At 44.3% G+C, this 22,641-nt stretch carries 19 protein-coding genes; 13 read left to right on the top strand and 6 right to left on the bottom strand.

The annotated features are described in order from the left end of the window. Positions 1–28 precede the first annotated feature (28 nt). The 10 genes from fabB to purF all read left to right on the top strand — a co-directional run bounded on the left by fabB (position 29) and on the right by purF (position 11,944). Positions 29–1,246 (top strand): beta-ketoacyl-ACP synthase I, encoded by a 1,218-nt coding sequence (fabB, locus tag ACRRS1_RS09220; protein ID WP_432459195.1) that lies wholly within the window; start codon positions 29–31, stop codon positions 1,244–1,246. A gap of 176 nt (positions 1,247–1,422) precedes the next feature. Continuing rightward, positions 1,423–2,535, top strand: a complete 1,113-nt coding sequence (locus ACRRS1_RS09225; protein ID WP_432467930.1) for a 4-phosphoerythronate dehydrogenase — start codon at positions 1,423–1,425, stop codon at positions 2,533–2,535. A 12-nt stretch (positions 2,536–2,547) separates the two neighbouring features. Continuing rightward, positions 2,548–3,558: an Asd/ArgC dimerization domain-containing protein gene (locus tag ACRRS1_RS09230; RefSeq protein ID WP_432467929.1), complete on the top strand. Its 1,011-nt coding sequence runs from the start codon at positions 2,548–2,550 to the stop codon at positions 3,556–3,558. Between the two features lie 184 nt (positions 3,559–3,742). Beyond that, a complete protein-coding gene (locus ACRRS1_RS09235) occupies positions 3,743–5,998 on the top strand; it encodes a FimV/HubP family polar landmark protein (protein ID WP_432459197.1) in 2,256 nt (751 codons plus the stop codon). A 170-nt stretch (positions 5,999–6,168) separates the two neighbouring features. Further along, positions 6,169–6,957, top strand: coding sequence for a tRNA pseudouridine(38-40) synthase TruA (truA, locus tag ACRRS1_RS09240; RefSeq protein WP_432453462.1), 789 nt, complete (start codon positions 6,169–6,171; stop codon positions 6,955–6,957). 131 nt (positions 6,958–7,088) lie between these two features. Next, positions 7,089–8,027 carry an acetyl-CoA carboxylase, carboxyltransferase subunit beta gene (accD, locus tag ACRRS1_RS09245; protein WP_432459198.1) on the top strand — a complete coding sequence of 313 codons (939 nt, stop codon included), beginning with the start codon at positions 7,089–7,091 and terminating at the stop codon, positions 8,025–8,027. A 1-nt stretch (position 8,028) separates the two neighbouring features. Further along, positions 8,029–9,291: a bifunctional tetrahydrofolate synthase/dihydrofolate synthase gene (folC, locus tag ACRRS1_RS09250; protein ID WP_432453460.1), complete on the top strand. Its 1,263-nt coding sequence runs from the start codon at positions 8,029–8,031 to the stop codon at positions 9,289–9,291. Between the two features lie 13 nt (positions 9,292–9,304). Beyond that, entirely contained in the window at positions 9,305–9,838 is a 534-nt protein-coding gene (locus ACRRS1_RS09255) for an SPOR domain-containing protein (protein WP_432453459.1), read from the top strand. A gap of 76 nt (positions 9,839–9,914) precedes the next feature. Next, positions 9,915–10,406 (top strand): CvpA family protein, encoded by a 492-nt coding sequence (locus ACRRS1_RS09260; protein WP_432453458.1) that lies wholly within the window; start codon positions 9,915–9,917, stop codon positions 10,404–10,406. Positions 10,407–10,420: 14 nt separating this feature from the next. After that, complete coding sequence (gene purF, locus ACRRS1_RS09265) at positions 10,421–11,944, top strand: amidophosphoribosyltransferase (RefSeq protein WP_432453457.1); 1,524 nt, start codon at positions 10,421–10,423, stop codon at positions 11,942–11,944. 85 nt (positions 11,945–12,029) lie between these two features. On the opposite strand, the gene ACRRS1_RS09270 is transcribed toward purF, so the two are convergent. From ACRRS1_RS09270 to ACRRS1_RS09290, 5 genes are all read right to left on the bottom strand, one after another. Continuing rightward, complete coding sequence (locus ACRRS1_RS09270; protein WP_432453456.1) at positions 12,030–12,986, bottom strand: alpha-L-glutamate ligase-like protein; 957 nt, start codon at positions 12,984–12,986, stop codon at positions 12,030–12,032. Continuing rightward, a complete protein-coding gene (locus ACRRS1_RS09275) occupies positions 12,986–14,509 on the bottom strand; it encodes an inactive transglutaminase family protein (RefSeq protein WP_432453455.1) in 1,524 nt (507 codons plus the stop codon). The genes ACRRS1_RS09270 and ACRRS1_RS09275 overlap by 1 nt, the downstream gene beginning before the upstream one ends. A gap of 5 nt (positions 14,510–14,514) precedes the next feature. Further along, positions 14,515–15,231 (bottom strand): ATP-dependent zinc protease family protein, encoded by a 717-nt coding sequence (locus tag ACRRS1_RS09280; protein WP_432453454.1) that lies wholly within the window; start codon positions 15,229–15,231, stop codon positions 14,515–14,517. Positions 15,232–15,302: 71 nt separating this feature from the next. Then, a complete protein-coding gene (gene cmoB, locus ACRRS1_RS09285) occupies positions 15,303–16,277 on the bottom strand; it encodes a tRNA 5-methoxyuridine(34)/uridine 5-oxyacetic acid(34) synthase CmoB (RefSeq protein WP_432467928.1) in 975 nt (324 codons plus the stop codon). Positions 16,278–16,401: 124 nt separating this feature from the next. Then, entirely contained in the window at positions 16,402–17,169 is a 768-nt protein-coding gene (locus tag ACRRS1_RS09290) for a hypothetical protein (RefSeq protein ID WP_432467927.1), read from the bottom strand. A gap of 78 nt (positions 17,170–17,247) precedes the next feature. On the opposite strand from ACRRS1_RS09290, the gene ACRRS1_RS09295 reads away from it, so the two are divergent. After that, on the top strand, positions 17,248–19,113 hold the full coding sequence (locus ACRRS1_RS09295; protein ID WP_432453451.1) for a methyl-accepting chemotaxis protein: 1,866 nt from the start codon (positions 17,248–17,250) through the stop codon (positions 19,111–19,113). Positions 19,114–19,391: 278 nt separating this feature from the next. Beyond that, entirely contained in the window at positions 19,392–19,811 is a 420-nt protein-coding gene (locus tag ACRRS1_RS09300) for an HIT family protein (RefSeq protein WP_432453450.1), read from the top strand. Positions 19,812–19,844: 33 nt separating this feature from the next. Here the strand turns inward: ACRRS1_RS09300 and cmoA are convergent, their stop codons facing one another. Beyond that, entirely contained in the window at positions 19,845–20,573 is a 729-nt protein-coding gene (gene cmoA, locus ACRRS1_RS09305) for a carboxy-S-adenosyl-L-methionine synthase CmoA (RefSeq protein WP_432453449.1), read from the bottom strand. A gap of 251 nt (positions 20,574–20,824) precedes the next feature. Here cmoA and aspS point away from each other — a divergent pair, with 251 nt between their 5' ends. Next, positions 20,825–22,585 (top strand): aspartate--tRNA ligase, encoded by a 1,761-nt coding sequence (gene aspS / locus ACRRS1_RS09310; RefSeq protein WP_432459203.1) that lies wholly within the window; start codon positions 20,825–20,827, stop codon positions 22,583–22,585. Positions 22,586–22,641: the final 56 nt, after the last annotated feature.

Consider the following 22,641-nt stretch of genomic DNA (forward strand, 5'->3'; position numbering starts at 1 on the left):
CAGCAAATACAATCCGTGAGACCATCTGATGAAAAGAGCAGTTATCACCGGGCTAGGTATTATATCTAGTATCGGTAACAATAAAGAAGAAGTATTAGCATCATTGCAGGCTGGTAAGTCAGGCATTACTCATTCAGCTGAATTTGAAGAAATGAAGTTGCGTAGCCAAGTATGGGGTGATTTAAAAATTAATCCTGCGGAGCATATTGATCGTAAGGTCATGCGTTTTATGGGCGATGCTGCTGCGTTTTCATATATGTCTATGGAGCAGGCGATAGCCGATGCGGGTTTAGGCGAAGCTCATGTATCTAACGAGCGCACCGGTTTAGTGGTGGGTTCCGGTGGTGCGTCTTCGAAAAACCAAACTGAAGCTGCCGATATCTTACGGACTAAAGGTGTTCGTCGTATCGGCCCCTACATGGTGCCGAGAACGATGTCGAGCACCACCTCAGCCTGTTTAGCAACACCTTTTAAAATAAAAGGTGTGAACTATTCAATTAGTAGTGCTTGTGCAACCAGTGCTCACTGTATCGGTCATGCTCTTGAGTTAATTCAATTAGGTAAGCAAGACGTGGTATTTGCGGGCGGTGGGGAAGAGTTGCATTGGAGCCTGGCTATGGAATTTGACGCCATGGGCGCTTTATCAACCAAGTTTAATGAGACACCAGAACTTGCTTCTCGTACCTATGATACAGACCGTGATGGTTTTGTCATTTCAGGTGGTGGCGGTATGGTGGTGGTTGAAGAGCTTGAACATGCACTGGCTCGGGGCGCTAAAATTTACGCTGAAATCGTCGGTTATGGCGCAACTTCTGATGGTTATGACATGGTTGCGCCTTCGGGCGAGGGCGCAGTACGCTGTATGCGTCAAGCCATGCAGAATCTGACGGGTGATATTGATTATGTGAATACTCATGGTACCTCTACTCCTGTCGGTGATGTGAAAGAGTTAGGGGCGATTCAAGAAGTGTTTGCTGGTAATAGCCCTCTGATTAGTGCAACTAAAGCGATGACGGGTCATGCGCTAGGGGCCGCCGGTGTACATGAAGCAATATATTCTTTATTGATGATGGAAAATGACTTTGTTGCACCGAGCATCAACATCAATACCTTGGACGATCAAGCCGAAGGTCTGAATATTGTGGCCAATCAAGCTCAACCGGCCAAATTAAATCGTGTGATGTCGAACAGTTTTGGTTTTGGTGGCACAAATGCCACTTTAGTGATGGAACGCTTTCAAGACTAAAAACCTAGTGCTAGGTGAATGAGCCGCCAGCAGGCGGCTTTTTTGTTTTTTAGATCTCTGAACTGGTATTTTTCACTAAAAAATAACGCCGTGTATCTGCAAGCTTAAAGTTCACCGAACTCTCGCTTGTGTTATATTGCTGCTATTGAAAATCGTGGATTGCAGTTGAACGCGAAATGAAAATAGTTGTAGATGAAAATATCCCCTTCGCCCAGCAAATATTAAGTCAACATGGCAAAGTTGTGCCAGTCGATGGACGGACGATGCGGGCTGAGCAGTTGCTTGATGCGGATGCGCTGCTGGTGCGCTCGGTAACCCAAGTAAATCGAGCATTGCTTGCGCAGGCGCAACATCTGAAGTTTGTTGGCACCGCAACCATTGGTACCGAACATGTCGATCAATGCTATTTGGCGCAGCAAGGGATTGCCTTTGCTAGCGCGCCGGGCTGTAATGCCGTTGCGGTTGGTGAATATGTTATTACTGCTTTGCTGGCTGCGGCTGATTTTCGTCAGCAGCCTTTACAAGGTCAAACGATAGCGATTGTTGGCGCAGGTAATACCGGGAGCCAAGTTGCGAAATGTGCAGCTGCAGTTGGCATGCAAGTGTTGTTGTATGATCCACCTCTGGCCGACCTGGGACAGCTAAGTCACTCGGTAAGCTTTGAACAAGTGCTCGCTGCAGATATCATTAGCTTACACGTACCTTCGACTAAAACTGGCGAATATCCAAGCTACCATTTGTTTAATCAAACGGTGTTAAGTCAGCTGCAGCCTCGGCAAATTTTAGTCAATGCTTGTCGTGGAGAAGTCATCGATAACCAAGCGTTATTAGCTTTGGCCGAGCAGCAATTGGCACCATTACTTATTTTAGATGTTTGGGAAGGAGAACCAGCGGTGCTGACTCCTTTGGTTAAGCATGCATTTATCGCTACACCACATATTGCTGGCTATAGCCTTGAAGGAAAAATGCGTGGCACTAGTATGGTTTATCAGGCCATGTGTCAAGCTTTAGGCTTAAAGGTGAATGATATTAGTGACCAGCTATTGCCGTTGGCCGAGTTTAATGAGATCCGTGTTGCGGCATTATCTAGTGAGGCACAACTGACCAAACTGAGTCAGTTGGTGTACGATATTTTTGCCGACGATCGACGCTTTCGAAGCCATGGTTTAAGCCCAGAAGGCTTTGACCAATTAAGAAAACATTACCCGCAGCGCCGCGAATTTAGTGTATTGCGGGTGGTTAATCAAGAGAAGCAAGCTGAGTTAGCTCAACTTGGTTTTAATCGTTAAGAGAAAAAATAGATGCAACAGTTTCATAATGTCGCCATTATTGGCGCCGAAAGTGAGTTAAGCCAACATTTGTTGAGTGAGCTTGAACAACGTGAGTTTCCTCTGGCGCAGCTTTTTCCCATCAATGTAGAAGCTGAGGTCGAAGAAGATCGCCAGTTAAAGTGGCAAGGGCAGTCAATAGATGCGGCTGATCCGCAATTAGTGAATTGGTCAGAATTGAGTATTGCTTGGTTAATGTCTAATCAGGAATCCGCTCTCGATCTGGCTGAACAAGCCTGTCAGCTGGGTTGTATCGTGATTGATATGGTTGACGCGAAACCTGAGACTGCGACTTGGGTTCATGCAGACCTTAACCCCGAACATATTGCTGAGGGGGTCACCGAGCGTTGGTTGTCTTGTCCTTCTAGTTTGGCCGGACAGCTGTCTTTGTTGTTGCATATCATTCAGCAAGATGTCGAGCTTGAGCGGGTCGAAGTGAACGCGCTGCTTAGTGCGGCCAACAAAGGCAAAGCGGGGGTTGATGAGTTAGCGGGACAAACAGCGCGTTTGTTAAATGGTCTTCCTGTAGAAGCCAAGCTTTTCCCTCAGCAATTAGCCTTTAATATGCTACCTGAACAGGGAAATGAGCTGCTACAGGGGAGCAGTGAGTTTGAAGCTGAGTTAAGTTTGCAATGTCGCTATCTGTTGCAAGCCCCTGAATTAAGTATCAATGTTAGTGCTATGCATGTTCCAGTATTTTATGGTGATAGCTTGTCTGTGCATCTACATGCGACTTATGCTTTAGATAGGCTGACTATTTGTGAATACTTGGAGCAACACTCCGCTTTTGAATTGATAGAAAACGAATTGGTGACCCCCGTTAGCAATATTGCGAATAGCGATACCATCTCGATTAGCCGTTTAAGGCAGAATTTGAGTGATGAACGTGGCTTGAATCTTTGCTTGATGGCTAATAATCCATTAGCGGGGGTGGTGAAGAATGCTGCGCAGATCGGCGAAACCTTGATAAAACAATATATTTAATTGAGTAAGCGGTTTAGATTATTGACACTGCGCCGATAACTCTAGTTGAGGAAAAGCGCAGTAAAATGGGATCTAGGCGTAAACTGTTAGCTGTTTAGCTAGATCAGCTTTTGTTAGCTGGTTATATTAAAGAGATAACAAGGATTGAGTTATTCAGTCTAAAGGATGAACACAAGGAAATACTATGGGGCGGAAGATTTCCCTCGTTGCATTGTCAGCCGTTTTATCACTGATGGTATTAAGACCTGCCATTGCCGAAGACAATGGAACCTTTTATGTCGAGTTAGTTGGCCCCGACGAAGTCGTTGGAGAGCCTGAGCCGCAAATTTATGGCCCAGTACGCAGCAACGATACCTTATGGGCGATTGCCAGCCTAAATCGGCCCTCCCGCTCAGTCAGCGTATATCAGATGATGTACGCAATCTTGAAAAAAAACCCACAAGCCTTCAATAACGGTAATATAGATTCGATTATTAATGGTAGCTTCTTAACCTTGCCTGTTGCGGCAGAGGTGGAGTCTGTTAACCATCAAATGGCGGTGAATGCATTAGCGCCAAAACCTAAACCGAAACCTGTCAAAAAGACTGTTGTTACCAATCCTACAGCTAGTTCAGCGGTTGAAAAACCAGTAATGGCCGAGTCAGTAAAGGTTAATGCAGCGGCTTTAGAGCAAACAGAGCACAATTTAGATTCCTTGCGTGACAAGTTAGAAACTCGTATCGACGAGTTAGAACAACTGAAACGTCAAGAATTTGATGTATTAAAACAGCAAATGGATGAGTCTAGCCAACAAATGATGGGTTTGGCTGAAGTCAATCATCGGATGAAGATGCGCATCCAAGAGTTAAGCGATGAATTGGCTGGTATCCGTGAAGAATTAAATGAAAACCGTAAGAATCAGACGCAAATATTACAATTATTAGAAAAGCCCAAAGTTGATGTTCTCGAGAACCAACCGGAAACCTCCTGGATGTCTGAGTTTTTCTCCTCGCCGCTGAATATTGGCTTAGTTGTCTTTATTCCTATTTTGCTCATTGCTTTAGTGATCACCTTAGTGCTTCGGCGTAAGGCTAAACGAGAGTTGGAAGAGCAAGATAAAGAAATGGCTGAGTCGACGATTTCGTTAATGGATGAAGAAGATGAATTTTCTAAGTTATTTAGTGAAAATCTAGATCCTGAAGATGAATCCTCAGATGAATTTGCGAGTGACTTTGCTGAAGAACCCGATTTAAGTGTTGAAGACGCAGCATTGGTCGCCGACGAAGACTCGGATGATTTAGAGCCAGAAACAGAGGAAGCTAGTTTTGAAGATTTTGCATCCACTCAGCAGAATTTAGAAGATGAGATAGCGCTTGATGAAAGCGAAATGTCAGCTTTAGATGATTTTGAGATGGATGATTTGGTGCCTGATGATACTGATGCCCCGCTAAATACATCAGAGCCAGAGGAGGACTCCGATTCGATCATTAGTGCCGATGATTTAGCCGCGGCTTTAGCTTTGGACGATGATGAAGATCTATTTGATGTTGCCAAAAGCGAACCACTCGATGAATCTGAAGAGATATCTTTTGAAGATGCGTTAAAGCAGCAGCAAGCAATGGAGGCGGAACTTTCAGAGGTTAGCGATCAAGATAAAATAGACCTCGATAATATTGATTTATCAGAAGACTTGGTTAATGACGAGCTAACCGAGCAGGCGAGTACTGCAGCGCCTGAAATTCAGGAAGAGTCTCCGGAAGCTGAAGTTGGATCGGAAGATGAGTTTGAAACTGAAACTGAAACTGAAACGCCGCTCGCTACAGAGCTGGAATCTGAGTTGGTCGACTTTGATTTAGATGATGATCAAGTCGACTTGGCAGATATAGAATTAGCAGATCCGACTATCGAAGATGAGAGCGATAGTAACCAGTTTGCTGAAGCAAGCCAACCAGAAGCGCCATTAGACGTCGATTTAGCTAACTTAGAGCTTGAGAACAACGTCGTTGACATTGCTGCGGAGCCAGAGGTTTCAGCTGAGCAGGCTATGGATGCTGATGACGATATCGATGGGATGTTTGCTGATTTTGGTGAAGATATCTTTAAGCAAGATGCGGAACCAACGGATAGTGAGCTTCCCTCCCGTAGCGAAATCGAAGCACGCGAGTTTGTGGATATCGACATGTTGCTAAATGATGCCGATGAGCAGGAGGGTGATGATAATGATCCCTACGATAAGCCAAGTTTAGATCTGGAATTAGACTCTTTCCCAGACGTCTTACCGCAGGATGATAAGACTGATGTTGATATTAATGCAGAACTTGCTTCGAAGTTAGATTTGGCGAGAGCCTATTTAGAAATTGATGATCAAGATGGTGCGAAAAAGATTTTACAGGAAGTCATGGTCAGTGATGATCAGTCACTGAAAAAGGAAGCCGAAGACTTACTCGCTCGTTTTAGTTAGCATTAAGACCAACAATGGTTTTATACCATTGTTGGTTCAATTCTGTTCCGACCCGTCCGGCTCGATATTTACAGCATATTGTCGCTATCCCCCTTAACGTTGAATAAGCGGTGACTTTATTCAGTCATTTTTTTATTATATGCGGCTAAAGTTATTACTAGTGGAAAATTATGCGCATTGCTCTGGGCATCGAATATGATGGTGCCGGTTATTTTGGTTGGCAGCGCCAACGAGAAGTAAAATCAATTCAACAAGAATTGGAAGCCAGCTTATCGGTCGTGGCAAATACGAGTATTGGAGTACAGTGTGCAGGACGTACCGATGCTGGCGTGCATGCCACGGGGCAGGTGGTTCACTTTGATTCGCCTGTTGAGCGAAAGATGGCTGCATGGACCCTAGGTGTTAATGCCAATTTACCTAAAAATATTGCGGTACGTTGGGCCCAGCCTGTGAGTGATGAATTTCATGCTCGCTTTAGCGCAACGGCTAGGCGTTATCGGTATGTTATTTATAATAGTCGTTATCGCCCTGCGGTGTTGTCCCAAGGGTTGAGTTTCTACCATCATCCTTTAGATGTAGAATTAATGGAGCAGGCTGGACAAGCATTATTGGGTGAGCAAGACTTTACTTCATTTCGTGCGCTACAATGTCAAAGTCGTAGCCCCTGTCGTCGCTTGGAGCACTTGAAGGTGACCCGGTATAACGATTATGTTGTCGTAGACATTAAAGCGAATGCCTTTGTGCATCATATGGTGCGCAATATCGTGGGTAGCTTACTCAAAGTCGGGCAAAAAGAACGTCCCATTGAATGGATCGCTGAATTGTTGGCCCTGAAGGATCGAGCACAAGCTGCTGCAACCGCGAAAGCTGCGGGCCTATACCTGGTAAAGGTTGATTATCCGCAGCAATTTAATTTACCGGAACAAGCAATGGGGCCGTTGTTTTTGCCAGCAAGTTAAAAAAAATGTAACGTGATGAAGGGTTAGACCAGTTTTAAGTAAAACATTGTGGCTAATTGTGGTTTAATTGCGGCCATTCGATGCATTCTGTATTTTCGGCGTTTAGCGCCTATTGAGAAGTAAGGTTCCCGATGAGTTGGTTAGAGAAAATTCTTCCTAAGAGTAAAAGTGCTTCTGGTAAGCGACGTAACATACCAGAAGGTGTATGGACAAAGTGTGCTTCATGTGAGCAAACTTTGTACCGTGCAGAGGTTGAACGTAACCATAATGTATGCCCTAAATGTGATCATCACATGCGGATTGGGGCGCGTGAGCGTCTAGACGCATTCTTAGATAAAGATGGTCGCGAAGAATTAGCGGCTGATTTAGAGCCGCGTGATAAATTAAAGTTTAGAGATAGCAAAAAGTATAAAGACCGCTTAGTTGCCGCACAGCGTAATACTGATGAAACAGATGCTTTGGTGGTTATCAAGGGTGAACTAAAAGGTTTACCGGTCGTGGCCTGTGCATTTGAATTTGCATTTATGGGCGGTTCTATGGGTTCTGTGGTGGGCGCTCGCTTTGTTGCCGCGGTAGATAAATGTTTAGCGGAAAACCGCGCTTTAATTTGCTTTTCAGCAAGCGGTGGCGCTAGGATGCAAGAAGCGTTGTTTTCGCTGATGCAAATGGCAAAAACTGCAGCTGCCTTAGCAAAAATGAGAGAACAAGGTTTACCTTATTTTTCGGTGCTCACCGACCCTACCATGGGCGGCGTCTCAGCAAGTTTTGCGATGTTAGGTGATATTAACATTGCTGAGCCTAAAGCCTTAATTGGCTTTGCTGGGCCTCGAGTGATTGAACAAACTGTTCGAGAAAAATTACCCGAAGGTTTCCAACGCAGTGAGTTCCTGCTCGAGAAAGGAGCCATCGATATTATTATTGATCGGCGGAATATGCGGGACCGAATCGCGAGCATGGCTTCTAAAATGATGGGGATCGTAGAAAATGAGGTGGCTGTTGAAGTGGTCATCGACACCATCGAAGCCAATGAAGACGCCGTGTTTGCCGAACCGGCCAACGAAAAAGATTAATATGCCAGTTACAACTGAACCATCAAGCCGGTCTCTTGCAGACTGGCTTTGTTATTTGGAAAATCAGCACCATAGTGCCATTGACTTGGGCTTGGAGCGAGTTGAAAAAGTCGCTAAACAGGGTGGTTTGTGTCACGTCAATGCGACGGTTATCACAGTTGCGGGGACGAATGGGAAAGGCTCCAGTTGTGCGTTGTTAGAACAAATATTGTTGTCTCAGGGTTTTCGAGTTGGGGTTTATAGTTCTCCACATATTATTGATTATCGAGAACGGGTTCGAATTAATGGCAACTCACCCGAGGCCGAAGTATTTTGTCGCTCCTTCGCTGCCATTGAGCAGTTACGAGGTGATACTAGTTTAAGTTATTTTGAATTTGGTACCTTGGCCGCAGTGTGGTTATTGGCTCAGTCTCAACTCGATTATTTGATCCTAGAGGTTGGATTGGGAGGGCGTTTAGATGCGACGAATATTGTTGAGCCCGATGTGAGTGTTGTAACCACAGTGGCAATGGATCATATTGATTGGCTAGGTGATGATTTAGCCCAAATTGGTCGAGAAAAGGCTGGGATCTTCCGCCCAAAAGGGAAGGTGGTGATCGGTGATGAAGATATCGTCAGTAGTGTATTGCAATGTTCTGAATCGCTCAACTGCCAGCAGTTGGCTGCGGGTCGAGAATATCATGTCGTGAAGTCCGCTAATAGTTGGAGTTATCAAGGAGAGACACTTTGTTATCAGGAGCTACCTTATCCATTGCTACCTTTAAGCAATGCGGCGACGGTGTTGGCAGTTCTTGAACAGCTGGGCTTAAATATCGACCCCTTGCTTATTCAGCAGGCGATTAGTGAGTGGCGTTTAGCGGGGCGTTTACAAACGATTTCGCAACAGCCTCTGATTGTTGCAGATGTCGCCCATAATCCCCAGTCGGCCACTTATTTAGCATCACAGTTACCTAAATTGGCGCAGGGTCGTAAGGTGTTCGCTTTATGCGCGATGCTTTCTGATAAGGATATTGCTGCATCGGTAGCACCTTTGTTAAGTTTGGTTGAATGCTGGTATATCAGTGGTCTGGAAGGTGCTCGAGGCGATGATGGTACGAGTTTGGCAGCATGCTTAGCGCCTCCAATTAAGCAGCAGCGCTTTACATCGCTGACCGAAGCTTACCAGTCTGCTCGGCGCAGTTTGGATGAACACTCAATGTTAATTGTATTTGGTTCTTTTTTTACGGTTGCAGAGGTATTAGAATTCTCTTCAGCCCCTACTTAGCAGAGAGTCTATTTTGACTGCACAGTTTAAGAATCGCCTCGTGGGCACCATTATTTTGGTAGCTTTGGGGGTGATCATAATTCCTGATATTCTTGATGGGAAAAAAACGAGGGTAGAGGAAGAGTTTAATGCGATCCCCTTTGCGCCGACCGTAAACTCTTTGCCGCCGTTGCTTATTGAACTCGAGAATGAGCAAACCTTAGTCGAATCGTCTGACCAGATAGAGGCTAAATCTAGGGAACAACAAGTCACAGATAAACCTTCTGTTAGTGAAGTTGTCCCTAAGGTTAAATTTGAAAAACCAGCCTATATTGTTCAGCTAGGTACTTTTAAGAATGCCCAAAACGTGCTGCGTTTAGTGACTAAGTTACGCGATGCAGGTTTTCAGGCTCATTCTTTCCCGGAGCCAGCGGTTGAAGGGGAGTTGAATCGGGTATTTGTTGGACCCAACGTGTCGAAACCGACCTTGGCGCAGCAACAAAAAAAATTGAAAGAGCTGACGGGCTTGAGTGGTTCAATTCGCCAGTTTGACCCTTTATTTAAATGAAGATAAAAAAATACATAGACGCATTTGTTTTTGTTTCTGGTAGAATTCGCAGCGTTTTTCAACAAGTAGAAAATTTATGACTTGGGTAGACTACGTCATTCTTGGCGTAATAGTATTATCAGCATTAATCAGCTTGGTTCGTGGCTTTATCAAGGAAGCGCTTTCCTTAGTTTCTTGGGTCGCTGCGTTTTTTATCGCCAGTCAGTTTTATCATGATTTATCTAGTTATTTCACGCTTATCGAAAACCCCTATTATCGCAGTGGTTTAGCCATTGTTTTGCTATTCGTGGCCACCTTAGTGCTTGGCGCATTAGTGAATTACTTATTCAGTCATCTCGTCACTTCCACCGGACTAACTGGGACCGATAGGGTCTTGGGTATTTGTTTTGGTGCAATTCGCGGTGTTTTGGTGGTAAGCGCTTTGCTCTTTGTGTTGTCGTTTACCGGATTTCCAGAATCACTTTGGTGGAAGGGCTCAATATTGATCCCTGAGTTCACCGTGATTGTTCAATGGTTTTTTGAATTTTTAAAAGATTCTTCTAGTTTTTTGCATAACTACCAATCTTAATAAGGAAAAGCTTCATGTGTGGTATTGTCGGTATTGTCGGTGCTAGTCCCGTTAACCAAGCCATTTACGATGCACTAACCGTGTTACAACATCGAGGTCAAGACGCCGCGGGGATTGTGACGATTACCGAAGGAATGTTTAAGCAACGTAAAGCCAACGGATTGGTCAGAGATGTGTTTGAAGTCAAACATATGCAGCGTTTACGCGGTAATTTGGGTATTGGTCACGTGCGTTATCCAACTGCGGGTAGTTCTAGTGCTGCAGAAGCTCAGCCATTTTATGTGAACTCTCCTTTTGGCTTAGCCTTAGCGCATAATGGTAATTTAACCAACGCCAAAGAGTTACGAGAAGAAATGGCACAAAGTGCGCGTCGCCATATTAATACGACTTCGGATTCTGAAGTATTGTTAAATGTGTTGGCCCATGAGTTAGACAACATCGTTCAAGACGAACTTTGTGAAAAACAAGTTTTTCGAGCCATTAGTGCAGTACACAAGAAAGTCCGTGGTGCATATGCGGTTGCGGCCTTAATTATCGGTCAGGGTATGGTCGCTTTTCGTGATCCTCATGGGATCCGCCCTTTGGTCTTGGGTCAAAAAGTTAGTGATGTTGATGCAAATAAGATGGAATATATGGTTGCATCTGAGAGTGTTGCTCTAGATGCCGTGGGTTTTGAGTTTGTCCGTAGTGTCGCTCCTGGTGAAGCGCTGTATGTAACCGAAGCGGGTCAACTCTATACTCAGCAATGTGCAGAGAACCCTAGCTACAATCCTTGTATTTTTGAATATGTCTATTTTGCGCGACCAGATTCGACGATTGATAAAATCTCAGTTTATGGTGCTCGAGTGAACATGGGAACTAAGTTGGGAGAAAAAATTAGCAGAGAGTGGGACGATTTGGATATCGATGTGGTGATCCCAATCCCTGAAACTTCTTGTGATACCGCCTTGCAGATTGCGATGCATTTAAATCTCCCTTATCGTCAAGGTTTTGTAAAAAACCGCTATATTGGTCGTACTTTTATTATGCCAGGCCAAGTTCAGCGTCGTAAATCGGTACGTCGCAAGCTCAACGCAATTGACGTGGAATTTAAAGGTAAAAACGTATTGTTGGTTGATGACTCGATCGTGCGTGGTACAACCTCGGAGCAAATTATCGAAATGGCCCGAGAAGCTGGCGCGAATAAGGTGTATTTTGCATCAGCCTCACCAGAGATCCGCTTCCCTAACGTATATGGGATTGATATGCCTTCGGCTAATGAGTTGGTGGCCCATGGACGTGAAGTTGATGAAATTTGTCAGCTAATAGGGGCTGATGGGCTCATCTTCCAAGATCTCGATGACTTAATTGAAGCCTGTCGACAAAGTAATCCTGAAATTCATAATTTTGAGACCTCGGTATTTAATGGTAAGTACGTCACCAATGATATTGACCAAGACTATTTGAATTACCTCGATCAGCTACGAAATAACGACTCTAAAGCGTTACAAGCAGAAGAAGATGTCGTTAGCTTAGAAATCCATAACGAAGATAGTTAAGCAGACTGGAAACAGCTGTTGATTGCTACTGTGATAAAAAAGCACCTTGTTTGGTGCTTTTTTTAAGTACAGGTATTAAATAAACTTAGCGCGAGAAATGCTGTTTACTAAATTCAACACGTTCTATGGCGGAACGTTTGAGACCTTGTTTGGCTTGTTCTTCAACCAGCTTCAAACGAGGTAAAATGCCTTCACCGTTGGCGATTTGGATGGCTAAGCCTGGGCGAGCATTCAGCTCGAGCAACATCGGTCCATCAGACTTATCTAGAACCATATCCGTTCCCAAGTAACCCATTCCAGACATTTCGTAGCAGCTGGATGCCAGTTCTAGCAAGCGTTGCCAATGAGGAACTATCAGCTCTTTTAAGGGCCGATCGGTATCGGGGTGGACTTCGACTGGGCGATCAAACTGTACTGCGTGCAAGGCGCGACCGCTGCCTATATCGATACCGACGCCTACGGCACCTTGGTGTAAGTTGGCTTTGCCATCGGAAGCGGCAGTTGATAGGCGCATCATCGCCATCACAGGGTAGCCCTGAAAAACGATGACTCGTACATCGGGGACGCCTTCAAAACTAAAGCCTTCAAAACAGGAATCAAACTCGATTAAGGCTTCAATTACCGCTACATCTGGGCTACCTCCTAAGGAAAATAAGCCTGCCAGGATGTTTGAGCAGTGTCGTTTTATATCTTCATCATGGCTAGGAGCTCCACTGGGCTTATAAAACACCCCAGATTTTTGTTTGGTGATCACCAAAATACCTTTGCCACCAGAGCCTTTAGCAGGCTTGATGACAAATCCTGAGTGTTTGCGTAACATCGGAATAATGGAGCGAATATCATGTTGGGTACGTACTACACCAATCAGAGCAGGGATGGTGACGTTATCCCGCTGAGCGATAATTTTGGTCTTAAGTTTGTTGTCCACCAGCGGAAAAAGTTTACGTGGATTATAACGGCTAATATATCCGGTATTTCGCTGGTTCATGCCCATAATACCTTTACGAGCAAGGGCAAATGGACTGCAAAATTGATTAAACATCAGTCCTCCCTATCAGCCAATGGTTTGAAGCGACGTAATTCCAATAAGCGATATCCGGTGTAATTTCCTAAAATGAGGATAATGCCAAGAACGATAAATTGAATACCCATGAAGTTAAAGGTTAAGTGGCGTACATATTCGTTGTTCATTGCTAGGAACGCGAGTACCGCAACTAATAAGCTCCCACCGCCTTGTAGTACAACTTCTTTAGGACCTTCTTCTTCCCATAACACCGACATCCGTTCAATCGTCCAAGATAAAATAATCATTGGGAAGAAGGTGATTTTTAAACCTTCGGTCAATCCAACTTTAAAACTAATCACACTAAATATTGAAATAATACCAATCACGGTAATAATGACCGCCGATATTCGCGAGACCAGCAGTAGGTTAAGGTGAGATAAATACCCGCGGATGATTAAACCAGTCCCAACTACCAATAAAAAGCCGATTAAACCGGTGATTAATGAGGTTTGCATAAAGGCCATTGCAATCAGTACGGGCATAAAAGTACCCGAGGTCTTTAAACCGACTAAAACTCGAAGCAATACCACAATCAGCACCCCAATTGGGATTAATAAAATCCCCTTAAATAGGGCTTGTTCTTCCAAGGGTAAGCTGTCGATAGAGAAATTAAGGAAATCAGCCTCGCTAATTTTCGGTGCAACTGCAGATTGAGCGCTTTGTTCCACCAGCAACATCGAAAAGCTGACCCGCGAATTTTGCGCTCCGATGACTTCTAGTAAGCTGTTACCGTTATACTCCCACAATAAAGTATTCTCGGGACGACCTTGGGTCCCAGTGTTTAAGTCGAATATTTGCCAATTATTTTCGTCTTTAAATACCTGGATGTATTCGGTAATTGTTTGCCTGCGTCGGCCATCTTCGAGATGCAAGCCCCTTACAATTCGTGCTGGGACATCGGCATTATTTAACAAATCTACAATTAGGCGATTTTTGGGTTTGTAATCTAAGATGAGGCCAGTATTTTGGTTGCTACTGGCTGCGTCGATAGTCAGCGCTTTGATGAGTTCTCGCGCAAAGCTATAAGCATCTGCAGAGACTTCTTTTGCCTGCTTTGCTAAATGGTTAGCCGCGGTAAAGTAGGGTTCGGGATACTCGGTAAATAGAGTCTCGGGCATTTGACTTTGGTAGGTATCACCAGCCTTTGGATCCACTAAGAAGTCTACTTTGTAATACATTTCTTGATGACCGTTGGCTTGTCGCTTGGTCCAGATCGCGCGAGGGTTGTTTTGCTCATTCACAAAAGACAAGCCGTAAGCTAATGAAGCCGTTGATTCATGGATCCGAGTGTAACCTTGCTGAGTTTGAGGTAGGGCTAGTACGGCTTCAACGCTATCGCCTTTAGCATCAAACTCAACCTTTGCTTCAATTGACCATATTTGGCGTTTTTCTCCTGGAAACCAAGGTACTTCAAAGCTGATATGTCGATAGAAGGTCATGCTGATCCCTAGCAGCATACACAGAGTGACGATGAGGTAAAAAATATGACGAGAACTCATGTAAGTTAATCCTTAAAAGTCGGCTTTGGCTGGCTAAACTTGTGACTGATATCAACGACAGAAATGTCTTTCAAGAAGCTTCGTCCAAGTAATACCGGATAACTTAGATGAGAGCGATCGCTTAGGGTAAACTGCACTTTTTCGGAAATTGGCCCCAGTTTGACTAACATCGATACAACGGGGCGTTTCTCAGCACTATTGCTGGACGATTGAATCACTTCTGCAGTTCTAATTACTGGACGCTCAATCATGATATCTTGTTTAATTGTGTCATGGCGAAGGTTGAAACGAACCCAGTTCTTGCCATCACGTTCAAATTTTACGATATCGACAGCATTGAGAGAGGAGGTTGCTGCGCCAGTGTCGATCCGCGCTTGAAAGGCCATTTTTTGATGCTCGAGGCTGACCCATTCTGTTTCACCGATTACAGTTTTATTACCCAGTTGGTAGCGACTGATATTGCTGCAACTTGGTTTTGTTTGGGGTTCGCTGATAATTACTGGAGCGGGGGTGATCTCGGAAACTTTTTGTTCGAGTTGTTTAAAATGTTGCTCTTGCTTCAACAATTGACCATTGATGGCTTCACATTGACTTAATATCGTGGTTTGTTGCTGACTGAGCTGGCTTAACTGTTGTGTTAGTTGTTCAGCTTGTTGGTTCGGTTGCTGAATCGCACAAGCGGTGAGAGCGAGTGAAAATGAAATTACGGAAAGCTTTTTCATAGTTTGAATCCGTCGAATAAAGTAAAAATGACAGTCTAATTATTGCTTTTAGCATAGTCTAACAGCAGTTATTAGTCTGGATTAATGGCAATTAAAACAGCACGTTTGGGGGCTGGTAAGCCTTCCACTGTTCTCGTTTTGTCGCTTGGATCTAGGTAGTCGTTTAAAGACTCATGAGTCATCCAAGGTGTGCTGCGTTGCTCATCGGTGGAGGTGATGTCGATATCGACAATACGCACGTCGACAAAGCCGACTTTTTCCAACCAAAGTTTTAATGCAGCAGTACTCGGTAAAAACCAAACATTCGGCATCTTGCCATAACGACCGGCGGGAACTAGCACTTGTTGTTCATCACCATCGATCACCAAGGTTTCAAGAACTAACTCTCCTCCAGGTTGGAGTTGTTCTTTCAGCTGGATTAGATGATCCATTGGCGAACGGCGGTGGTAGAGTACTCCCATCGAGAATACAGTATCGAAGGCCTTTAATTTAGGTAGCTCTTGGATCCCCAATGGCAGCAGGTGAATGCGTTGATCGCGGTTGGCAAAATTACGAATGGCTTCAAATTGCATCAAAAATAAAGTCGAAGGGTCGATCCCAACGACAAATTCAGCGCCATCCCCCAACATTCGCCACATGTGGTAGCCACTGCCGCAGCCTACATCGAGAACATAGCGGTGCTGAAGCGGGGATATGTGCTTGCGCAGACGTTCCCATTTCCAGTCGGAGCGCCATTCGGTGTCAATATGAATACCGTAGATATTGAAGGGTCCTTTGCGCCAAGGATGAAAGTGGCGTAATAGACTCTCAATTTTTTTTCGTTCGCCCGGTTGGATATCTTCTGCTTTACCTATACTGACTTGGCTTGTTAGATCAATATCAGAGCTGGTTAATCTCGGGAGCTTATTGAGTACTCGCTGCCAGCGAGGAAAATCGCCGTGGGCATGTTCATTTTGCCAATCACCTAACTGGGCTGGGAGCGTATATAACCAATGCTTGAGGCGGTTTTTAGCGATAATTTGGTAGAAGTCAGAAAAATCTATCATGGAGGACAAAGGCTTGATACTGCTTAATTATTTAGTCGGTAATTATAGCAAGTTTTAGCTCAATTGGGCGAGAATTGAGCCTATAAAAGTCGATGATTTATGGTTTTTATCAATCTTTGTTTGTTTATTGCGCTAAGTCTATTTTAATCCAAGCCAATCGATTTGATTTTTGATCTCCGATATAGCCGCTATCACACACTGGGATATTCTTACTCGCAATCAGCTGTTGTCCAAATTGATGTACTTTAAAGTGCTGGGCTTTGAGCCGAGCCAAGTCGGATTGCCTAAATGCTTGTTCACTGGACACAAATAACAAGAGCGGACTGCGTTGTTGAATAAAATCATCCATCAATAGGGTTGTGAGCTGTTGTGGATGACTTAACAAGGCGCTCGCACTAGCCCAAGTTTGTTTATTAATTCGCATTAAAGCCAGGTAAGGACGAGGAGATAATGAACTCTGATTGGAGCGATAGGCTGTAAACCATTCAAAATCGCTAGTTTGCCAAAAATAACTGAGTCTGGTATTCGGTGATTTTGTATTGTTTTGGCTGATGTTTTTATTTGGTAATAAGAAATCGTTATAGGTTTTGCTTTGTCCGTCGATACTTAGCTGGGGAAAACGATTGACCAAGGTGCTGTCATCGATTAACGCTTTTGTTTCGGTATTTTCATTTCTCAATTGTTGTAACTGCGACTCGTAAGTACTACTGATTGTTATGGCGGCACGAGAGCAGTCATTTGTCAGTAACGAGTCGTAGTCTAAGTGACTTATTTCTACGGCCGCTCCAACAGGAGAAATACAGCAAATCAGGGCTGTTAAAAGTAGTTTTCTGCTAAAGTTATTCATAAATCGAGATAATTTGTAAACGTAAGTAAAGACCAACATTAACATAAATTTGCCTCTTGGTTGTTGGCTTTATATGTTCATTCTATAGATAAGACTGCTAGGTTCGTAAAAGGAAAAACAATAATGGGTAATTTGTCAATTAAGCAGCGCCTGATATTAACGGTGCTGATATTACTAGCGGTATTAAGTGGTTTTCAAGCTTGGTTTCAGGCTAGAAATTTATCAGAGGAAACTCGAGCCGATATTGCGAGTGATGCCAAGCAGTTGGCTCAGGCTGCCAGTGACCAAGTGAGCTTATGGTTTGACTCTAAATTGGCGGTTGCGAAAGCGATGTCGGTCAAACCGAGTTCTAAAGAGTTTTTGTCCTATTTGGTTCAAGCGAAGCAAAGTGGTGATTTCCTATATTTTTACTTTGGCAGTGAGCAAGGTGAAATGACGATGAATGACCCGAATGACACTTTACCCGAGGGTTACGATCCTCGTACCAGACCTTGGTATAAAGGTGCGCAGAGTAACGGATCATATATTTCTGAACCTTATGTTGATGTCACTTCGGGGACGATGGTGATCTCGGTTGCTCAGAGAGTCGCTGGGGGGGTATATGCGGGCGACTTGAGTTTAGATGTGGTCACTCAGCGAGTGCTTAATTTAGCTAATAAACAAGTTTATCCGGTCATTGTGAATACCCAAGGCTCAATCATTATTCATTCGGATAAAAACTTGGTTCTTAAGAATGTCTCAGAACTTTCTGCAGATATGAATGCGAACTTTTTGGCTCAGGAAGCACGTAATGCGCACATGAGCGAGTTGCAGGTTAATGGGAAAGACAGTTTTGTTAGTGTGACGACAATTAGTGGCACCGATTGGTACTTATTATTTGTTTATGATAAACAGCAAGCGATGGCGCCAGTTGTCGATATGGTGAAAAGTTCGGTCATATTTGCAGTGGTTTTATTTGTCCTTGTGGCTTTGGTTATGTTTAAGGTAATTACCGTCATGTTGAAGCCAATCCAAGTCCTCGGGGACGCTATCCAAGATCTTTCTTCTGGCGATGGTGATTTAACCAAGCGTATTAACTTACAACGCAGTGATGAAATTGGTGCACTTGCCGAGGGCGTTGATCGGTTCATTGAGCAGTTACATGACTTAATGATAGAGATTTCTGAGGACGCTGATCATCTGCAACGAGCAGCGGCCTTAACCAGTAAGTCAACCGCTGAGTCGAATACCCAAATTGAGCGTCAGCAGGGTGAGGTGACCCAAGTGGCTACTGCGGTCAACGAGATGGCTGCGACGGCCAATGAAGTGGCAAATAATGCGGAGCAAACGGCCGAAGCGGCTCGACAATCAGCCGATTCTTGTGCACAAGGTAAAGTTTTGATCGGTCGTAATCAGCAGCAAGTCAATAGTTTGGCTGGGCAGTTGGATGGTGCTGCAGATACCGTTCAAGAGTTGGAACGAAACACCAAAGAAATTAGTGATATTTTAACCACGATCCAAGGTATTGCCGAGCAAACCAACTTACTTGCGTTGAATGCTGCTATCGAAGCCGCGCGAGCCGGTGAGCAAGGTCGAGGATTTGCGGTTGTTGCTGATGAAGTTCGTCATCTATCTCAACGAACTCAAAGCTCTACTGAAGAAATTAAAGCGATGTTGGAGCGTTTACAAAGTAACACCCAAAGCACCGTACAAACCATGGACGAAAGTCAGCAGTTAGTCAGAATTAGTGTTGAGGAAGCAACCAAAGCTGCAGAAATGCTAGAAAATATCACCAGCTCGATTACTCATATTAGTGATATGGCGACCCAGATTTCTAGTGCTGCCGAAGAGCAGCGGGCGGTTACTGAAGAAGTTGGGCGAAATACTCAAGGGATCCAAGATGCTTCCCTTGAGTTAGCCGAACAAGCTTCCGGAAGCTCTAAACGTGCGACAGAGTTGGATGCTATTGCCGACAAGTTGCACAAAGAAGTGAGTGCTTTCAAAATCTAAGCTTATAGTGGCTTATTGAGTATGAATGCTGATGAAAAACCGATCAATGCATCGGTTTTTTTATTGATCATGTGACCCTTTGCGTCTGTAGAACGTTGATGGTCAATTGTTGTCATTCTTCCTTGCGTTAAAGGCCAAACCAGCTGTGGTGCGAATATTTTTTACTCGTTGAAATGAATTGTTCACTGATGAATTTGGTATTGCTCTTAGTGGCTGTGTCATAATGCACTTGCTAGCAAGCAGTAATAATGTGACCAAAATTTTAAGGAATCGAGTTGATGAGTTACGACGATAATAATATTTTTGCGAAAATAATTCGCGGAGAAATGGATTGTTTAAAAGTCTACGAAGACCAACATACTTTGGCATTTATGGATATCATGCCACAAGCCGACGGACACACATTAGTATTACCTAAAGAGTCCGCAGAAACACTGTTTGAGCTTTCAGATGAAGGCGCTGCTGCGACCATCAAAACAGTTAAAAAAGTAGCCTCGGCGGTTAAGCAAGTGATGCAGGCTGAAGGCATCAGCCTCGTCCAGTTTAATGGAGAGGCAGCAGGGCAGACTGTGCCGCATTTACATTTTCATATTATTCCTGGCTCACTCTCGGCGGCACGTAGTCACGCACGAACGGTGGTTGATAGTGACACGCTTAAACCTATTGCGGAAAAAATTGCGGCTTTGCTCGCCAATTAATAGTATGAGAGGGAGCGGGCGGGTGACGCTCGCCTATTTAATCGCGACTAAAGAACCAAAGTTAAAACATTGGAACCACAACTCACTGGCACTAAAGCCTGCGTCTTTAAAGCGTTGTTTGTGTTGAGCAATGGTATCAGGGACTAAGACATTGTCTAAAGAACTGCGCTTTTGGCTAATTTCTAACTCGCTGTAGCCATTTGCGCGTTTAAAATCTATGTGTAATTCGCTAATTAGTTCTTGTACTGCTGGCTCCGCAAAAAGAAACTTTTCACTCAGTACCAATAAACCACCTTTCAGCATACCTTGATAAATTTTTTTGAGCAGCGTTAAACGTTGCTCGGGCGCAATAAATTGCAGGGTGAAGTTAAGCACTACCATTGATGCGTTGCTGATCTCAACATCGTTGATGTCTTCACAGATGACACTGACCGAAGTCTCGGCGCGAAATGCATCTAAGTGTTTCTGGCAGCGTTCGACCATTGCTGGTGAGTTGTCTACTGCGATAATATTTACATTTTTTTGCGTCACGGCACGCCGCATCGCCAGGCTAGCCGCCCCCAACGAACAGCCTAGATCATAGATATTGCTATTGGCTTGATGAAATTGACCACAGAGGTGGCCTATGGTTGAGATAATGTTGCTGTAACCCGGTACCGAGCGTTGGATCATATCAGGGAAAACTTCAGCGACTTGTTCGTCGAAGCGAAATTCTCCAAGTTGGGTTATGGGTTGTGAAAATAGTTTATCTTTGCCTTGCATTGCGGCTTCTCGTACCAGTAATAATGAAAAGATGGCTTAAAGCATCACTTGGCGCGCATTGTAACCAGCTAATCGTGGCTTGTCTTTGTCAAATATAGCTTTTAGTAAAGATTTATTACGGTCTATCTATTCTTATTTACGGCAGATTTCCTTTATACTATCGCCTTTTCTCTCGGTGACAGTTAATTTTGTAGCTGTTATTGGAGTAGAATACTCGCTGAATTTTTAAAACGTAAAACGGGAAAGGCCAAATGCGCACTGTTTACTGTGGACAAGTCACCAAAGAGTTAGTTGATCAAGAAATAAATTTAGTCGGTTGGGTTAACCGTCGTCGTGATTTGGGTGGTGTTATCTTTATTGATTTGCGCGACCGAGAAGGCATTGTACAAGTCGTCTTTGATCCAGATCGTGCTGCGGTGTTCGATACAGCGAATAGCTTGCGGAATGAGTTTTGTGTGCGTTTAAAAGGTCGTGTTCGTGCTCGCCCTAATAGCCAAATTAATCCAGATATGACAACTGGTGAAATAGAATTGTTAGGTTTGGAGTTAGAAGTATTAAACCGTTCTGCGCCATTACCTCTGGATAGTAATCAAGATAATTCAGAAGAACAACGTCTTAAATATCGTTACTTGGATTTACGTCGTCCAGAGATGACTCAACGGATGATGTTCCGTGCAAAAGTCACCGGTTTTGTGCGTCGCTTCATGGAAGAGCATGGCTTCTTAGACATTGAAACCCCTATTTTGACTAAAGCTACGCCTGAAGGTGCGCGTGATTACTTGGTTCCCAGTCGAACTCATAAAGGACAGTTTTTTGCGTTGCCTCAGTCTCCGCAAATCTTTAAGCAATTACTGATGATGTCCGGCATGGATCGTTATTATCAAATCGTTAAATGTTTCCGTGATGAAGATTTACGTGCTGACCGCCAACCTGAATTCACCCAGATTGATATCGAGACTTCATTTATGACTTCGGATGAAGTTATGGCGGTTACGGAGCAAATGGTCCGTGAATTATTTATTGCGATGTTAGGTGTCGATCTCGGTAAGTTTCCAAAGATGACCTATGCCGAAGCGATGCGTTTATACGGCTCAGATAAACCTGATTTACGTAATCCGATGCAACTGGTTGATGTAGCTGACTTACTACAAGAGGTTGAGTTTAAAGTATTTTCTGGCCCCGCAAATGATGAAAAAGGTCGAGTAGCGGTATTACGAGTCCCGGGAGGCGCTTCGCTCTCACGTAAGCAAATTGATGATTATGGTAAGTATGTTGGGATCTACGGCGCGAAAGGCTTAGCGTGGATGAAGGTTAATGATCTTGCTGCTGGTATCGGGGGTTTGCAATCACCGATCCTTAAGTTTTTAACGGAAGATGTTGCCAAGGCCATTGTTGAGCGCTGTAAGGCACAAGATGGCGATTTAATCTTATTTGGTGCTGATAAGGCAACCATTGTTTCCGAGGCGATGGGGGCTTTGCGTCTTAAAGTTGGCGAAGATTTAGGTCTAGTCAGTGATCAATGGAAACCGCTATGGGTGGTCGATTTCCCAATGTTTGAAGAAGTTGACGGTCAATTCCATGCGATTCATCACCCGTTTACCGCGCCTGTTGTAGGCGTGAGTGCTGAACAGCTGGCCCAAAGCCCAGCGGGTGTATTATCGAACGCTTATGATATGGTGCTCAATGGTTGTGAACTTGGCGGCGGTAGTGTTCGTATTCATAAACAGGATATGCAAGCAGCGGCCTTCAAGGTGTTAGGCATAAGCGATGAAGAGGCCCAAGAAAAATTTGGCTTCTTATTAGAAGCGTTACAATACGGCGCTCCACCGCATGCTGGTTTAGCTTTTGGTTTGGATCGTTTGTTGATGTTGATGACAGGAGCCAGTTCGATCCGTGATGTGATGGCATTTCCAAAGACCACGACTGCGGCATGCCCTCTCACGAGTGCTCCGAGTGCCGCTAACCCATTGGCTTTGGCTGAGTTGGCTTTGAGTATCAACAAACCCGCTTAGCAGAGTGGTGCGGTTTTATGTATCAACGGCGAGCTAAGCTCGTCGTTTTTTTATCA

This window comes from Agarivorans sp. Z349TD_8 (assembly GCF_050870825.2).
Lineage (GTDB): Bacteria > Pseudomonadota > Gammaproteobacteria > Enterobacterales > Celerinatantimonadaceae > Agarivorans.

Bases quoted from the DNA above. Each gene is read 5' to 3' on its own strand.
- ACRRS1_RS09225 (WP_432467930.1), top strand. From the start codon at position 1,423: ATGAAAATAGTTGTAGATGAAAATATCCCCTTCGCCCAGCAAATATTA.
- aspS (WP_432459203.1), top strand. From the start codon at position 20,825: ATGCGCACTGTTTACTGTGGACAAGTCACCAAAGAGTTAGTTGATCAA.
- purF (WP_432453457.1), top strand. From the start codon at position 10,421: ATGTGTGGTATTGTCGGTATTGTCGGTGCTAGTCCCGTTAACCAAGCC.
- accD (WP_432459198.1), top strand. From the start codon at position 7,089: ATGAGTTGGTTAGAGAAAATTCTTCCTAAGAGTAAAAGTGCTTCTGGT.
- ACRRS1_RS09295 (WP_432453451.1), top strand. From the start codon at position 17,248: ATGGGTAATTTGTCAATTAAGCAGCGCCTGATATTAACGGTGCTGATA.
- ACRRS1_RS09270 (WP_432453456.1), bottom strand. From the start codon at position 12,986: ATGTTTAATCAATTTTGCAGTCCATTTGCCCTTGCTCGTAAAGGTATT.
- truA (WP_432453462.1), top strand. From the start codon at position 6,169: ATGCGCATTGCTCTGGGCATCGAATATGATGGTGCCGGTTATTTTGGT.
- ACRRS1_RS09230 (WP_432467929.1), top strand. From the start codon at position 2,548: ATGCAACAGTTTCATAATGTCGCCATTATTGGCGCCGAAAGTGAGTTA.
- cmoB (WP_432467928.1), bottom strand. From the start codon at position 16,277: ATGATAGATTTTTCTGACTTCTACCAAATTATCGCTAAAAACCGCCTC.
- ACRRS1_RS09290 (WP_432467927.1), bottom strand. From the start codon at position 17,169: ATGTTAATGTTGGTCTTTACTTACGTTTACAAATTATCTCGATTTATG.
- folC (WP_432453460.1), top strand. From the start codon at position 8,029: ATGCCAGTTACAACTGAACCATCAAGCCGGTCTCTTGCAGACTGGCTT.
- ACRRS1_RS09260 (WP_432453458.1), top strand. From the start codon at position 9,915: ATGACTTGGGTAGACTACGTCATTCTTGGCGTAATAGTATTATCAGCA.
- ACRRS1_RS09275 (WP_432453455.1), bottom strand. From the start codon at position 14,509: ATGAGTTCTCGTCATATTTTTTACCTCATCGTCACTCTGTGTATGCTG.
- ACRRS1_RS09300 (WP_432453450.1), top strand. From the start codon at position 19,392: ATGAGTTACGACGATAATAATATTTTTGCGAAAATAATTCGCGGAGAA.
- ACRRS1_RS09235 (WP_432459197.1), top strand. From the start codon at position 3,743: ATGGGGCGGAAGATTTCCCTCGTTGCATTGTCAGCCGTTTTATCACTG.
- cmoA (WP_432453449.1), bottom strand. From the start codon at position 20,573: ATGCAAGGCAAAGATAAACTATTTTCACAACCCATAACCCAACTTGGA.
- ACRRS1_RS09280 (WP_432453454.1), bottom strand. From the start codon at position 15,231: ATGAAAAAGCTTTCCGTAATTTCATTTTCACTCGCTCTCACCGCTTGT.
- fabB (WP_432459195.1), top strand. From the start codon at position 29: ATGAAAAGAGCAGTTATCACCGGGCTAGGTATTATATCTAGTATCGGT.